This window comes from Candidatus Poribacteria bacterium, assembly GCA_028820845.1.
GTDB lineage: Bacteria > Poribacteria > WGA-4E > WGA-4E > WGA-3G > WGA-3G.
The window spans coordinates 1-15,640 of the sequence record JAPPII010000086.1; the positions used below are offsets into that span (position 1 = coordinate 1).

The following is a 15,640-nucleotide window of genomic DNA, read 5'->3' on the forward strand; positions in this document are numbered from 1 at the left end:
TTCACCGCACTCTTTCAACCAATTTTTCAAATCCCAAAACTACTTATTGCGAAAAAATAAAGGTAGATGAAACCTCAAAAATTGAGAAAAAAGGAGAATTCACTTATGAAAGGCATAGCGACCCCGGTACATTCAGATAACCAAATCGCTCCAGTATTTCTAATCCTTAGTTACGCCATCAGCGTGTTATTACTGTTCAGTCCCGGCACTGGTGTGTGGGCAAAAGCCCCAGAGATAGAAAAAATAGCGTTTACATCAACAAGAGATGGAAATACCGAAATCTATATCATGAATCCCGACGGAAGCGCGCCGATGAACGTGAGCCAACATGCGGGATCAGAAGATTATGATCCCGCATGGTCTCCGAGTGGAAAACAAATTCTGTTCATCTCAGATCGGGATGGGCTTTTTGACCTGTACCTTATGGAAGCAGATGGCACAAATGTCCGGAAAGTATTTAAAACTAAGGAACTTAGAAGAGATCCGACGTGGTCTCCTGACGGTAAACAGATTGCCTACGCACAAGGAGAGGAACCTGACCAAGTGATCTATATCGCGGCAATAGATGGTACATCTATTGAGAAACTGACAGACGGATTTATGCCCAGTTGGTCACCCGATGGGAGCGAGATAGCCTTTGTGGTAGGAGGTATCCAACACACACCCTTGGGGATTTTTAACCTGCAGACACGCACTCAAAAGAGGATGCTTCCAAAGGAGGTACCATGGATAGTTAATCCAAGCTGGTCGCCACAAGGAAAAAAAATTGCCTTTTCAAAAATCGATGGACGATTTGATCCCAATGGTTTTCTTTGGTGGGAAAGATCAAATATTTATGTTGTAAACCGAGACGGTACAGGGCTTCACCAAGTTATCAAAGACGAAGAATCAATCTGTACGAGCCCTATCTGGTCGCCACAAGGCAACGAACTCATTTACACGGATGCAGTTAGACAACCGGGGAAACACATCTCTGTGCAACTATTCAAAACAGATTTGAATGGGGGCAAGCCGACTCAATTGACACACGAGGGAAATAATTCTCGTGCGGATTGGTTTGCCCCAACTGGCTTAAACGTTTCACCTTCAGGGTACTTGCTCATGACAACATGGGGAAAATCAAAGCAAAGCATTAAAGGAGATTAAAAATAAAGTTACCCCATTTCGGAGGTAACGGATGAAGAACGCCGAGGTCGAATTGATTCAAGACAGCCTCACAGGCAATGAAAATGCTTTTGCGCAATTGGAGAAAAAATACCAAAAGCAGGTGCATGCACTCGCTTGGCGGAAAGTCGGTGATTTTCATACTGCTGAGGAGATCACACAGGATACCTTCTTGAGAGTCTATGCAAAACTGGGGACGCTGAAGGATCCGCAGCGTTTTGCTGGATGGCTCTACAGAATTGCTGCACGTCAATGCTGTCTGTGGCAGAGAAAGAAACGGCTACAGACGCAACCGCTTGAGGACACAGACGGCAAAGAGATCGAGAAAATGACATACTCCGAGTATGTCATTGAGGAGCAAGCAAAGGCTGCAACAGAAGCGCGACGCGATATTGCACAGAGGCTGCTTGCCCGGCTGCGGGAAAGTGAGCGGACGGTCGTCACGCTTCACTACTTCGGGGAAATGACCTGCGAAGAAATTAGTCGGTTTTTAGGGGTATCAGCAAGCACTGTTAAGAGTCGGCTCCGTCGTGCGCGACATCGCCTGAAGCAAGCAGAACCTATGATCCGAGAAGCGTTAGAGGGCTTTCAAATTAGGACGACGCTCACCGAGAGCATCATGGAAAAAGTCTCCGACATAACACCTGAAACGCCTCCGACAGTCAATCCCTTTATGCCGTGGACAATCGCCGCTTCAACCGTTGTTTTGGCTGTAATGCTGCTGGGAGTAGGGAATCAATTTTTGACTCGCTTCCAACAGCCCTATGACCTTGAGGCTACATCCGAGATGAGAGTAGAACTTATCGATGCACCTATTGCGCTGAACCTTACCTCGAAACCAGATGTACGTACCCAGTTTGGTCGGTCCGCTGTACCGAGTAGAGGTAACGGACTTGAACCGGATGCAGCGCAATCGGAACATGTCGTTAGGTTTCTCCATGCACAAGCAAAGAACGTCGTTCTCAATGATGAAAAGCCTTTACAGGAAATCTTGAGCGTTTTTCAAACACCGACAGGAGGCTATCAAGATTATAATGTTTTTGAGATTGACACCACAGCGTTTAAAAACGGAGGCACACTCACTGTTAACATCTGGATAGGGAGTGCCGAAGCTTCGGGTAAGTTTGTTCTATTTGCAAGCGACAGTGAACTCTCTACAGAAGGCGTGCCTAAGGTTGTGCTCACCTCAGCATCAGGGATTCGGCGCGGTAAAGTGGGAAAGATCACATACCGTTTTGAAGAAGGAACGCTCTTTAAGCTGGGAGTTGCCGGTAATGCGTTCAGTGGTGAAGAGCAGGTTAATTCCTTTCTCGCCAGAATTTTCATAGACACTGCAGGAAAATAAAAACAGGACGAAGATTCGTGGCAGAACCGCTACAATTTCTGCCTTGTCCGTATCCTTCTTATCCCATCCTTTTTCTTCTCACCTATCTTCCAAAGTTAATTCCTCTCTATATCCCGCTTTTTAACCCCTCCATTCACCCATTTTTTAAAATTATGCAACAAATCAACCTCTAAGTCGCGTCACTATAGGGTGATGGGAGGGACTTTATGAAGAACAGAGACGCTGAACTCGTTTACCAGACGCTTGACGGTGATGATGCCGCTTTTACTAAACTTGTGCGGAAATACCAAAAGCCGGTTCACGCACTTGTGTGGCGGAAGATCGGAGATTTCCACACTGCTGAAGATATTACGCAAGATACATTTTTGAAAGCGTACCAGAATCTGGCGACACTGAAAGAACCACAGCGTTTTGCGGGTTGGCTTTACGTAATAGCGACGCGACGGTGCGCTGCATGGCTCCGCAGAAAACGGTTACGAACACAATCGCTGGAACAGACGAGTGCCACACAGTTAGAAAAAGCAACGTATTCGACGTATGTTGTTGAAGAAAACGCGCGTAGAACAGCCGAAGCACAACGTGAGATTGTAAAAAAGCTGCTCGCGAAACTTCAGGAGAGTGAACGCACGATTATTACACTACGTTACTTTGGTGAGATGTCGAATGTGGAGATTAGCGAGTTTTTGGGTATATCGGCAAATACCGTTAGAAGTCGTCTCCACCGTGCTCAGCAACGACTAAAGAAGGAGGAACCCATGATTCGAGAGGCTTTAGACAGTTTCCAACTGTCCGCAAATCTAACCGAGAACATCATGCAAGAAATTGCGCGTATCAAACCTATTGTCCCCTCCGGCGGTAAGCCATTAGTGCCGTGGATAGTTGCTGCATCAGCCGTAACGGTGGTATTACTAATGATAGGTACTGGTAACCAATATCTAACTCGCTTCCAGCAGCCCTACAGTTTCGATGCCGTATCTGAGATGAAGGTAGAACTCATTGACACCTCTGTTGTGTTGAACCTTGAATCGAAACCGGATATTCGGACGCAACTTGGAAATTCGCCTGCGTTGAGCAAAAATGACGGTTCTGGACGGCAACCCAATCCACCCGAATATCTGGCGAGATTTGCCGCCACCCCGATAGATGAAGCAGCAGAAACTACCGATACTAACACAGGTGAACGCTACATCACCCTTAGTGCCATTACCAAGGAAGAAAGTGGAACATTCTTGGCAGCGGGGAACTTTCATCTTAAAAAAACGGATTTAGTTTTGACACCCAGAAGTTATGCTACTTCGGGGACCGGCAAAGGTGACCCAAATCCCATGTATATGTTGATGTACTACATCCTCTACTATAAAACCGATCTCTTCAGGTCTCCTTTGGTTATAGGAGATACTTGGGCGCAAGAAGGTCACTGGGATACATGGGTACAAACGACGATAGAAGGTTATGAACAGGTAGAAATTGCTGCGGGGACCTTCTTGGACTGCCTCAAGCATAAAACGGTCTTTACAAGAGCCAAGGCAGGCTCTCCACTGAAGAGTTCACTTGTGAACGGCACGCGCTATTTGTGGTTTGCTAAGGGAGTTGGGGTTGTGAAAATGCGCTATGAACATGCCAACGGTATCACCACAGAAGCGGAGTTGCTGGAATATCAGGTTCCAGCAAATGAGACAGAATATGTTGAAGTTATCCCTGACGATTTGGATGTGACCACCGAGCCGGAATATAAGGTTCCAGCAAATGAGACAGAGTATTTCCCTTTACAAGTAGGTAACGCCTGGACCTACAAATGGCAAAACGATTACCGAGACGAAGCGGCTATTGAAACGTGTACTGTTGTCGGAAACTCCGATAGGCTTCCAGGTCCAGATACGACCGTTCCAGAAGTAAAGCGGATTATTCCAGACTTATCTGAAAAAGTTTCGACGGATCTAAAGGAGATAAGCGTCGTCTTCAGTGAAAGAATGTTAGGTATGGATGTCGAGTTTGCTGGGGTTCCAGTCGGTGATATGCAATGGGCAAACGACAACACAACCCTTATTATTTCACTTGAGCGTCCCTTGGAGTCTTCAAAGATTTACCGGCTTATATTAGGTGGTAACGGGAACATCAGAAATATAGCAGGCAATCCGTTAGAAGAATATACCCTCACCTTTACAACCGAAGGCCCTGAACCAGTTACGCCGACTTTCGTGGATACAACACCTATCAACGTAAAAGGTATTGAAAAGCTTGATTTTTCAAGTGAACTGTTTTGTCGCGTTTCAACGGACTTCACAGACGGATTCGCTTTTCCGTATTATCTGTTGGTTCCACAAGGAATAGATATCAACAGACCGGTCCATCTGCTGGTAGAACCGTGCAACACAGGACCGGTTCACAGTTTTAAAAGCCTTGATAGAAAAACAAAGGCATTAGCAGAAAAATCTCATGCGACTGCAATCGCAAGAGAACTGAAAGTTCCGTTATTAGTGCCAGTTTTTCCGCGGCCTAGGGGAGATCGCTGGCAAATCTACACACATGCTTTAGATAGGGACGCGCTCCTAATTCAAGAGGGCGAACTTAGGAGAATTGACTTGCAGCTCATCAAAATGATAGCCCATGCCCAGCGGCTTCTAAGGCACAATAATGTAAAGGTAAATGAGAAGGTGTTCATGAACGGATTTTCGGCTTCCGGGACCTTTACGAATCGGTTTGCTATCTTGCACCCAACGGTTGTTCGTGCGGTCGCAACTGGCGGCGTCAACAGCATTCCGACTTTTCCAACAGATCGCTGGCAAGATAAAACACTCCGCTATCCAGTAGGAATCGCAGACGTGAAAGAGGTCGCTGATATTGAGTTTGATGAAACGGCATATAAGCAGGTCTCCCAGTACATCTACATGGGTGCTTTGGACAACAACGACACTGTTCCACATCGAGATGCTTATGATGAAGTAGATGCTGAATTGGTCAGAGGACTGATTGGCGTTAAAATGATGCCGGACCGGTGGCACGTGAGTCAATCGATATATCAGACACTTGGTATTCCAGCGCAATTTGTCACATACGAGAATACTGGGCATGAAATCACGCCAGAAATGATTGACGATATTGTTGCATTTTTCAAGGCAAACTCGGGGAATGAGATTGTTGAAATTGTCCCACACCAATACCCATCGGAGGAGTGAAAATGAAACGGATACTCTTTCTTTTCGTCGTTGTGCTATTTATAGGGAGCCAAGCCTCTGCTGGACTGGAGGATGACCTCGTCCTGTATCTCACTTTTGACAATGTGAAAAACAAACGAATTCTTGATGCATCCGGCAATGACTTGGATGCCAGAGTTGTCCAGAATGTGAATTTTGTTGAAGGCAAACACGGTAATGCCATTAAGATTACGGCAAATACTGAGGATTGCGTCAACGTTCCCGCCTCGGAGGCATTGAAAATTAGTGAAATAACTATGAGTGCCTGGATTTATCGGGAAAATTGGGCGAATGGATCCGGCTACTGGTTTGATAAAGGGTCTTATGCTGGACCTGCAAATATGCATGCTTACGGCATGGCAGTCTTTCAAATTAAGGATGTTCACTGGAACATTGGCGGTTTAAACGCAGAGACTATTTTTATGATGAGCTTGGGTAGCAATGAAAATCACTCGAGGCTCAGTGTGAGTATTCCGAGTCTGGGCAAGAGAACGTGGCACCACGTTGTTGGAACTTACGACGGGGCGTTCAGGACAATCTATCTTAATGGCGAAGTTTTTTTCGACACAGAGAAGGTAGGTTTTGAACCAACCAAAGTTTTCGCAGACACAAATGATGAGGCTTTACGGATTGGATGCACTAAGGGCAAAAAGGAGTTTGCCTTTGACCACGGTTTGATTGATGAAGTTGCTATCTGGAGTCGCGCGCTCACCGAAAGTGAAGTCAGAACAATAATGAAAGGCAACTTTCTCGCTGTTTCACCCAGAGACAAGGTTTCTACCACGTGGGGTGATATTAAGCGAAGGACAGTTGGAAAGTAATACACTATGAGCAAGTGCGGTTGGGAAACTCGTCTACCGAATGGAGGCGTGTTTAAAGTTCTGCACTCACCGTCATCTCTAAGCGGTGTTCGGGTTTGCGTTGTTTTGTTGAGAGGAGGCGGTAATTGAGTCGAAACAAGAGATCGGTAAATCTTCGCAACCTGTAATCAGCAGTTGTGCGAATTTCATGACTGATGCCTTCGTAGAAAGTATATTGCGCAAAGGGTATACCCCCACTACTTTCGCCATAGCCGAGTTTGTAGTTGATGTCAATACGTCCCTTACCGATAAGACTGTAAACAACACGATTCTCATAGAAAAAAGTGCGCGTTCTGGCTTCCGGTTCCTCGTCGAATTGCTCCTCGTCGGTTGTCTGTCTGTATCCACCGGTGCCGTTCCATCGGAGGGTGCGACTCAGTTCATATCGGAGTCCCAATTCGGTAATCTGCTCAAATTGGCGTAGGTCGGAGATGGGGGTTGGAGAAGACTCTGTTTCATCTCCGTTTGGTAGGGGCGCGGCAATCTCAAAATCGAATTGACCATACCTCTCGGTCTCCCGGCGTTGCTCCCAGTTTGCATTGACAGACATCCGTTGGGTCGGATTCACAGAAAGACTGACCTCATAAGTCCGATGCCGTCTATGACGTTCTTGGTTGTTAATTCGGCGATTAAGCGTCTCACCGGTGCGAAGGTTGAATTCAAAACTGAATGCGGGTGACGGTGAAAATTCAAGCCGATGGTGTTGGTTCAATCGTCCGAAAAGTGTATCTGAACCTTGTAGGCTTTGCAGCAAATAGAGCGAAACCGCATCCTCTACCTCCTGTTCCTCGGTCAACCAAAATCGTGTTTGTCCTCTCAGCGCACTCAGAAACCACTCTGTATTGGCTGTTCGCTGTTCGCCGTTCGCTGTTGGCTGTTCGCTAGCTGCTTGCTGACGGCTATTCTGCGGTGTAGGGCGTAAACTATCACGGTTCTGTGTGGCATTGCGCCGTTGGTTTTGTTGCTCGCGGGCACGGCGTGCGAAAAATTGACGCGGTTGAAACCGTAACCGAAATTCCGCATCCACTGCCGTTGTTGGCTTATCACCGACGTTTTGATAAATTTTGATATAGGTACCCTCTTCGGGATCCTCTACATAGTGTAAATCGTCCAATTTCACGTAATATCCTTCACCCGGTAGGAGCGGAATACCTGTATGTGGATGGATGTCGGTGTAGACCTCACGGCGTTGACTGGTCAGTTTTTTATCCAATTCGTAGGTGATCTCCATATCAATTGCGCGACTGAGCGGTGTCAACTGAAAACTAACATCTGCAAGTTGGGTTGTCGTATCTGTTCCGAGATCGGTATGTGCTTTTAAGGTGCGGCGTGCGACGTTCGCTGATAGATTCATCCCACCTTTGAGAAAGGACTGTTGTTGTGAAAAGGCACCAACTTTCCACGTTCGCGCCGTGGTACTCGGTTGCCAATCGGACAGACCGATCGATTCATTATCTATCGTGAGTAGCGGTTCTTTCGCAAAAGCCTCCTCAAGAGAAAGACTGGTATCAAAGGATGCCCAGTCTTGCGCGAGATTGAGGCGACCGGTCGCGCGGTTTCGCTTTTGGTTTAGCAGAGCATTGCGCGCCTCAGTCGATTCAACCGTGCCCAATGTCCCCATGATTCTGAAGGGTCCGATAGGATAAGAAAGGTTCCCCTCTTGCCGCGACTTTCGCTGTAATTGCGTTATGGTTGAATTGACATCCTCCACACGCGAGCTACTCCGATAATCGTCCCAACGCAGGTTTGGGAGCCATTTTTTAAGGCTATCGGCTGTCGGCTGACGGCTCTCAGTAGTCCTGGACCGTGACACTTCTGTGCCCGGTACAAGGTCTTCTTGCCGACGGCTGACGACTGATCGCTGACCGCTATAATTCTGACCACCGACTGCTGACCGCTGACCGCTATTAAAATTTATGCCCCAATTGAAGTTATTACGGATAGTTGCGGATTGACTATCAGCAATCGGCTGTCGGCTGTCGAGAAAAAGATCGTTGGGGTGTTCACCAACGTTTGCCACCGCCACACCGTCCTGCTGACCGCTATTCGGTTCAGGATCCCTCTCCTCACTTCTACCGACCCCGGCATCGACTTCAAGCCAATCCACTGGAAGCACTCGGATGTCAAAATTGATGGTTCGCTCATCTTGGGCAGTCCGCGAGGGTCCCGCGATGCCGAGCAAAAACGCATCATCAAATCCTTCCTTGGCGTATTGGGTCTCATAACGGGAGCGGGTACGATTGCTGCTTGATGCACCAACGGGTACAAAGTTAGCATCCATTGCTCGAACATCAAGGTTTGTTGTTACCTTAGGACGCAATTTATCAGACCAGATTGCGAAGTCCCAATCCGCATAACCGATGAGTTTCCATGCCTGACTCACCTCTTTCCGATCAACGGTAGAATAAGTATTTCCATCAACAGCACTGTAAGCGACCTCTCCTTCAACATAAGCCTTCTCGGTAAGGTTTAAGCGACTTTCCAGTCCCCAGACGCTATGTTTTTGGGGTGCTATGAGAAGTGAACCATCCCCGTCGGGGTCAAGTATGTTTTGGCGAAGTGCTTCCAAATCCTCCTCAGCAAAAGAGATTAAAGCCTGCTCTGGCTGATTCAGATCCGTTTCAACGGCGTAGGAGGCACCGAAGGATATCCATTCACCTGGTAGCGTGAAAATGCTGTTGAGTCCGTAAAGATTTTGTTGATATGCCCGCTCTTCGGGAATGTATTCAAAGTCGATGCGAATCACGTCGTTGCTTGTTATGAGATGCTTGCTGTTGAACTCAACGATGGGATCCCCGTATTCACGGATAACGTAATCGTTATTTTCACCGCGGCGCATTCTATCGCCATTCAGCCAAACGATCTCGCTGCCTGCTTTCACAATGACGTACTGCCCGTCAACTGTGAGTCGGTATTCGCTACGCCCCTCCTCACCCCGCAAGACTAAGCTTGTAGATTGCCCCTTGGGAATGGCACTGGGAATGAGATGAAAGTTTACCCACTTGAAATCGCCTTCAACTTGCACGCCCTCCAATGCACGCGGAAAGAAGATAAACTCTGATGGACCGAGGGATCCCTCAAAATCACCTAATGTACCTCGCATATTCGGATGCGTGATGCGAATTAACTTCTGATCGATGTCTTGAATATTTTCCGTCGTGCCCTCGGGTTGGATAGGTAAATCTTGGTCAGATAGCATTGCCAACACACCAATATTCTGGGAAGCTTTCCCCTCCACGTTGACCCGAAGTTCCTGGTTCGGCGTTATATCCCGCCCGCTACCGACCGAAATCCCAAATGTTTGACTACCGGAGACTTCTAATTGGCTGTCGGTTGTCGGCTGTTGGAAACCTTCAGCAAGAAAATCTCTTTGCTGATTGCTAACCGTCAATTGTTGATCGTCCTCTTGCTGACTGCCAACTTCGATACCGTAAAGGTCGCGTTTATAGACCTGCTTAATTGCAAAGGGCAGCGTTCGATAAGTTATCGTAAGCCTATAGGACAGATTGGGTGCAACGGTAGTATCCCGCTCAGTTAAAGTGATTTTTCCCAAATAGGGATCGATTTGATAATCTATGCCGCGGACAAGGACTTTTCCACTCGCTTCCGTTATCCGCTCGCTATTGGGGAGGATTGGCGGATACTTCACCGTGAATTCCAGAGTGCCTGTTTTTAGTTCAAGGGATTCGGACTTTTGAAGGACAGAAAAGGTTGGAAGTTCGAGAGCGTTGGTTTTGTTATCAGGGGATTCTTGCGCTGTGCTTCCGAGGCGTGGTAGGAGACACAAACAGAAGGCAAGGAAAAGGATTTTTAAACTATTAAATCTGTTTTTTAAACTATTAAATCTGGTCATCGTTCCTTGTGCAAGCCTATAGAGGCTTGCAGGACAATGTTTCACGATGGTGTCTGGTTAAGTACGAAAGGGTTTCAGCGAACCCAGCCCGTGTGAATTACACCGAAAAACTGTCCGAAACGAAGTAGAGGGCAGATCAGATGCCTATAGTTAGAAAAAATTTACGGTGGTTTTCGGTTAATTCCACCGTTTCTGGATTATCAAAAGTTTTTAACAATTGAAATACGACAAGGGGAACGGGTTCAGTCTTACTTAGACATTAGTCGCTATGGGCTCTCCATTTCTTTAAGAAAAACTTGGAATACCTTTATATCGTTCGCTTCCGCATCACTCACAAAGACGCGTCCGCTTTTCGAGACTGCGATACCCACTGGCTGTAAGAGCCCAGAGGTACTAAACTTCATAATACTCTTTCCGTCCAGTGTAAAGACTTGGATACGCCGATTACCACTATCTGTGACGTAAAGATAATTCCATTCGTCAAGAGCGATGCACTTGGGATCCTGGAGCTGCCCAAGTTCGCGTCCTTCTCCGCCCCACGCATTAATAGGGTTACCACTGAAATCGTATTTTTTGATGAGGTGGTTGCCTGTATCAACAATATAAACGTTCCCGTCTGAGTCAACACTCAAGTCTGTTGGGTTCCAAAGCTGCTCTCTGCCACTCCCAAAGCCGCCGTGTGCTACAACGGGGACACCCGCGACATTGAATTCAATCCAACGATGGTTCCCAGTATCAACGATATAGACCTCGCCATTGCGTCCGATACCGATGCCTTCGGGTCGGTCAAGTAAAACGTCGTCTACAGTTTCACTGAGCGGATAAAAAATCTGATCGACGAAATTGCAGTATTGGACCCGATCGTTCCCAGTGTCTGCGACATAGAGGCGGTAACTCCGTTGGAAACTCAATGCTATATCGGTAGGATGATCAAACTCACCTGTTTGCCATCCACGCCCTCCGAATTCGGTGATAAAACCACCAGTGTGGTCGATCACTTGAACCCGGTTGTTCCCTGCGTCAGCTACATAGATGCGCTGCTGTTCATCTATAGCGAGCCCCAATGGGGTCCGAAATTCACCTACGCCCTGCCCGACACTACCGATGGTTTCCAAGTATCTGATACCCAGTATAGGAGGTGCCTTCCGCTCACGGTTTGATAGCAAAATTTCAATAGGCGGTTGTGAAATTTCAGTTTCGGGTAGGGTACAACTCAAACAGAATGTGAGAAGGAGAAAGTAGCCGAGGTTTTTAGCCCCGTTGCACCTTAAATTTGAAAACGAACGTTGTTTGCTGTTCATTGAAATCGCTCGTGACTCTGGGAACAATAATCCGCAAGCTACTATAACTGATGCTGCGTTTGCGGAAATAGAGGAAAAATCTGGTATGTTGCCGTGGCATCACTGTCGTTTTTTCAATATCTTCTCTGGGCAGTATTGCTGGGTCGCCCTGTATTCTAATGGTCTTATCCCATCGGAATATTTCCGCTGCAAATTCCGGCGGCAATTCCGGCCTGAAATTCTTTTTTAGATAAAAGGATTCCTGTGATTTGTCAATGGGTTTAGTAACATTTCCGGTGCCATCGAGCATCTGGCAATCTTTTCTTTTGAAGGAAATCCAGTAGTCCGTGCCGTTATAGATAAAGATAGCAAACGCATCAACCGCCTTCACGTTGTTGAGGGGAAGTGCCATAGCTGTTACGCCGTTTTTGACATAAACGACAGTGCCTGTCTGTGGCATGATAACGGCATCTGGGTCGAACACAGGGACAATCATTTCAGGTTGAAATGTGTCTTTGATGAAATCCGGGACTTCCGGCACTTTTGAGCAGCCCAGAGGCGTAAATGACAAACAGAGGCCCCCTAAGATTTGCAAGACAGACCTTCGAGACAGATGTGTATCTTCCACCTGTCCACGATTTTCAGGTAGCGGGTCTTGCAAGAAGGGGAAAGTTTTTAACCAATGTATCTTATTCTTCATTGTTTTCTCCATTGAGGGCAAGCATCGCGGCTCCGACGATACCCGCATTATTTCCGAGGTGCGCTTTTACAATTTTCATTCGTGCAGGGATATCCATAGCACGTTTAGACAGCTCGGTACGAATAGGTTCAAAAAGCAGCCCTTCACCAGCTTCCGCAATGCCACCACCGATGACGGCGATTTGTGGGTTGAGGATATGTGCTATGGATGTGAGTGCGATACCTATGTAACGTCCCGTTTCGGCAAAGATCTCAATTGCGAGTTGATCACCTGCTTGTGCTGCCGCCGCTATTCTCCGAGGTGTCAGTGGGATGCCATCTGTTGTTAGAGCCGTTAGAACCGTATCGCGCCCTGTTTCTATCTTCTCTTGGGTACGCTCAACAATATTTTTCGCCCCAGCATAAGCCTCCAGACAGCCCTGATTGCCACAACCGCAGTAACGTCCATTAGGTTCAACAACCGTATGCCCCAATTCTCCAGCAGTATTTTGGCTTCCGTGGTAAACGCGTCCATCAATCACAACCCCACCGCCCACACCTGTGCCGAGTGTCAACGCGACGATACTTTTATACCCAACCCCAGCACCGTGAAGCAGCTCACCCAAGGTCATAACGTTCACATCGTTGTCCATGCCTTTTAGCACGGGTTCGTATTTGTTGCCATTCGTGTGTGCTTCTGAGTTGTGCGCTACGCCGCGTAACTTTACCAGCTCCGTGTTCACATAATCGACGAGTGGAATATCACTCCAACCGGGAAAGTTAGGAGAAAAGTGGATGACCCCTGTTTCAGCGATGATAAGCCCTGGTGCCCCTAATCCGACTGCAATTTCGCGGTTCGCGGTTCGCGGTTCGCGGTTCGCGGTTCGCTCCGATTTTACAAGGACTTGACGAACGGTTTCTGCAATTCGAGCTGCCACGATTTTGGGTCCACCTACGTTTACATCTGTTGGAAGGACCACGCGACAAGAGACATCACCGTCCGATGAGACCAATCCAGCCTTAATGTCAGTTCCTCCTAAATCAACACCAATACTATATCCAGTGTCTGCTTTAGGGTATTTGATACCCATTTATCGCTTCCAATCTATATAGTCCTGAAAAAATCTGCTAATTCTGCAAATCCTGATCCGAAACAACCGCAGAAGGCTAATAGTTAAAGACTTGCGCGCCATTGCTAATATTACAGAGGTAAATTTCAGGTTCAATGCCAGTCTGTTTGCGGTATTCTGTTGTTATACGGGTACGAAAGGTCTCTAAAGCGTCTCTATGAAGAATACTGACCGTACACCCCCCAAACCCTGCGCCCGTCATTCGGGTTCCAATTACGCCTTCAACATCACGGGCGATGTCCGTAAGGAGATCTAATTCTCTGCAGCTAACTGCGTAATCATCGCGTAGTCCTTTGTGTGAGGCGTTCATTAACTTACCGAACGCTATGAGTGGATCATCTACCTTTTCGGATGTTTGCTGGTTCCGTGCCTTGAGCGTAGAGACGGCATCAAGTACACGCGTGTTTTCCTCAATAACGTATCCACATCTTTTTTGTGTTAGCGCGGGTAACTTTCCTTCACGTTTCTTGAAGTCAGACAGGGTAATGTCGCGAAGAGAAGATATACCGGGTAGCCACTGGCTCAAGATGTCAACGCCTCTTTCACATTCTGCTCGCCGTTTATTATATTCAGAAGCAGCAAGTTCCCGTTTGACCTTAGTGTTGCAAATAGCAATGCAATGCGCCCCTAAATTGAGGGGTACATGCTCATACGCAAGTGAACGACAATCAAGAAACAGTCCATGATCCGCCCGACCTAAGAGCGAGATGGTCTGATCCATGATACCACAATTAACGCCAACAAATTCGTGCTCCACGCGCTGGCACACTGCAGCAAGTTCTTTCTTGCGCGCTTCTGACACTGCAGCGTTTGGGGAAGACTGCGGTATAGCACTGGTTAAAAAAGCAAGCGCGGCGGACACTGACAGGGCAGCCGAAGAACTTAATCCTGCCCCAATAGGAACGTCTCCGATGATAACGGCATCAATTCCAGCAATTTTATTGCCAGATTCTTGTAGAAGGGACGCGACCCCTATTAAGTAGTAACTCCAAGTCGGTGCCTTCGGTGGAACCGGACGGAGGGCATCAAGATTCAGTTCAAAGGATTCATTGACATCTAACGCGTGTAAAACAGCACGCCGGTCAGTCCGTGCACGCATAGCGATATGGATATATTTATCAATCGCGACTGGAAACACATAACCGTCGTTATAATCCGTATGTTCACCGATTAGGTTCACCCTACCTGGGGCAGATACAACGCACCTTGGTGAAGCACCGAAGATAGCCTCAAACTTCTGTTTCGCAGCAGAAATATGCTTATGTCTACTTCCGAGGGTGTTTGGAGTACTTGGACTATCCATCAAAGCGTCTCGTTTCATAGCATCTCCAGTAGATTGTTACAGAAGACCTCTTGACTAACTGCTGACAATGGCTTCCGGTTTCGTAGCGAACGCCTGACCGCTAATCACTGGGAAAAAAATTTCAAAAATCGTCCCAACACATCAGGTAGATCGGCGCGCCGGACATAGCAATCAACGCTTATGTCAGGTTTCACCGCTATATCCGATGCGGGTGCCTGCGTCAAAAGTTGCTCCTCGGGTGCGTGTAGCGCCGGTTGTAGATTCGGAGATGTTCGTTTCTGAAGGGGTATACTTCCCTCGGCAATCACCAATTCTCCAAGCGGGAGATACGTTGCAAGCGGATATACTTCTGTTTCAGTTAAAACAGTGATGTGAGGTAGCGATGCATCTGCCAATCGTTCCATCTGCATTGTCAAATAGGTGATTCCGGTAGAAGCACCCGCCGACCCTTCCGGTTGGCAGGCGACAATTGTAATAAGCGGAATCCGTTTTTGTAGACCTTTCTCAATAGTAGTGAGAAGGAGGGAAACATCAATTTCTGTAGGAATTACGTCAATATCTACGATGAAAAGACAGACAGGATGGTCTGAAATTGTTCCCTCAACGGCGAGTCCGAAGGCATTGGTAGACTCAATTTCCATTGCCGAAGAATCATCAAGCAGGTACGCAACTCGTTTTTCAGCAAGTAGAGGGAACAGGGCACCACAATATGAACAGGTATAAAGATTCCGTTCAAGTTCACCTCTAAAAGCGAACTCTTGACATCTGGTACACTTATACCATAAGTTAACGCCCTGTTCTGTGTCGTTAGAGATACGCGCTTCCATTTTTCG

General features: G+C 47.2%; 10 protein-coding genes. 4 read left to right on the forward strand and 6 right to left on the reverse strand.

The window, feature by feature from the left end; all coding sequences use genetic code 11:
• The first annotated feature begins 105 nt into the window (after window positions 1-105).
• From OXN25_16580 to OXN25_16595, 4 genes are all read left to right on the forward strand, one after another.
• A complete protein-coding gene (locus OXN25_16580) occupies window positions 106-1,146 on the forward strand; it encodes a hypothetical protein (GenBank protein MDE0426469.1) in 1,041 nt (346 codons plus the stop codon).
• 31 nt (window positions 1,147-1,177) lie between these two features.
• A complete protein-coding gene (locus OXN25_16585) occupies window positions 1,178-2,509 on the forward strand; it encodes an RNA polymerase sigma factor (protein MDE0426470.1) in 1,332 nt (443 codons plus the stop codon).
• Between the two features lie 206 nt (window positions 2,510-2,715).
• The gene (locus tag OXN25_16590; GenBank protein ID MDE0426471.1) at window positions 2,716-5,685 is read left to right on the forward strand and encodes a sigma-70 family RNA polymerase sigma factor; all 2,970 of its coding nucleotides are present in this window, start codon (window positions 2,716-2,718) and stop codon (window positions 5,683-5,685) included.
• Between the two features lie 2 nt (window positions 5,686-5,687).
• Window positions 5,688-6,524 carry a LamG domain-containing protein gene (locus OXN25_16595; protein ID MDE0426472.1) on the forward strand — a complete coding sequence of 279 codons (837 nt, stop codon included), beginning with the start codon at window positions 5,688-5,690 and terminating at the stop codon, window positions 6,522-6,524.
• Window positions 6,525-6,576: 52 nt separating this feature from the next.
• Here OXN25_16595 and OXN25_16600 read toward each other — a convergent pair whose 3' ends face one another.
• The 6 genes from OXN25_16600 to OXN25_16625 form a co-directional block, all read right to left on the reverse strand.
• Window positions 6,577-10,416, reverse strand: coding sequence for a hypothetical protein (locus OXN25_16600; protein MDE0426473.1), 3,840 nt, complete (start codon window positions 10,414-10,416; stop codon window positions 6,577-6,579).
• 266 nt (window positions 10,417-10,682) lie between these two features.
• Window positions 10,683-11,717, reverse strand: a complete 1,035-nt coding sequence (locus tag OXN25_16605) for an NHL repeat-containing protein (GenBank protein ID MDE0426474.1) — start codon at window positions 11,715-11,717, stop codon at window positions 10,683-10,685.
• On the reverse strand, window positions 11,668-12,396 hold the full coding sequence (locus tag OXN25_16610) for a hypothetical protein (protein ID MDE0426475.1): 729 nt from the start codon (window positions 12,394-12,396) through the stop codon (window positions 11,668-11,670). The genes OXN25_16605 and OXN25_16610 overlap by 50 nt, the downstream gene beginning before the upstream one ends.
• A complete protein-coding gene (locus OXN25_16615) occupies window positions 12,386-13,465 on the reverse strand; it encodes an ROK family protein (protein ID MDE0426476.1) in 1,080 nt (359 codons plus the stop codon). Before OXN25_16615 ends, OXN25_16610 begins: the two co-directional genes overlap by 11 nt.
• A gap of 76 nt (window positions 13,466-13,541) precedes the next feature.
• Entirely contained in the window at window positions 13,542-14,825 is a 1,284-nt protein-coding gene (gene galK / locus OXN25_16620; protein ID MDE0426477.1) for a galactokinase, read from the reverse strand.
• Between the two features lie 86 nt (window positions 14,826-14,911).
• Window positions 14,912-15,634, reverse strand: coding sequence for a hypothetical protein (locus tag OXN25_16625; protein MDE0426478.1), 723 nt, complete (start codon window positions 15,632-15,634; stop codon window positions 14,912-14,914).
• Between the last annotated feature and the right edge of the window lie 6 nt (window positions 15,635-15,640).

Excerpts from the sequence above, each read along its gene's own strand:
- OXN25_16580 (MDE0426469.1), top strand. The coding sequence starts at position 106 with ATGAAAGGCATAGCGACCCCGGTACATTCAGATAACCAAATCGCTCCA.
- OXN25_16585 (MDE0426470.1), top strand. The coding sequence starts at position 1,178 with ATGAAGAACGCCGAGGTCGAATTGATTCAAGACAGCCTCACAGGCAAT.
- OXN25_16590 (MDE0426471.1), top strand. The coding sequence starts at position 2,716 with ATGAAGAACAGAGACGCTGAACTCGTTTACCAGACGCTTGACGGTGAT.
- OXN25_16595 (MDE0426472.1), top strand. The coding sequence starts at position 5,688 with ATGAAACGGATACTCTTTCTTTTCGTCGTTGTGCTATTTATAGGGAGC.
- OXN25_16600 (MDE0426473.1), bottom strand. The coding sequence starts at position 10,416 with ATGACCAGATTTAATAGTTTAAAAAACAGATTTAATAGTTTAAAAATC.
- OXN25_16605 (MDE0426474.1), bottom strand. The coding sequence starts at position 11,717 with ATGAACAGCAAACAACGTTCGTTTTCAAATTTAAGGTGCAACGGGGCT.
- OXN25_16610 (MDE0426475.1), bottom strand. The coding sequence starts at position 12,396 with ATGAAGAATAAGATACATTGGTTAAAAACTTTCCCCTTCTTGCAAGAC.
- OXN25_16615 (MDE0426476.1), bottom strand. The coding sequence starts at position 13,465 with ATGGGTATCAAATACCCTAAAGCAGACACTGGATATAGTATTGGTGTT.
- galK (MDE0426477.1), bottom strand. The coding sequence starts at position 14,825 with ATGAAACGAGACGCTTTGATGGATAGTCCAAGTACTCCAAACACCCTC.
- OXN25_16625 (MDE0426478.1), bottom strand. The coding sequence starts at position 15,634 with ATGGAAGCGCGTATCTCTAACGACACAGAACAGGGCGTTAACTTATGG.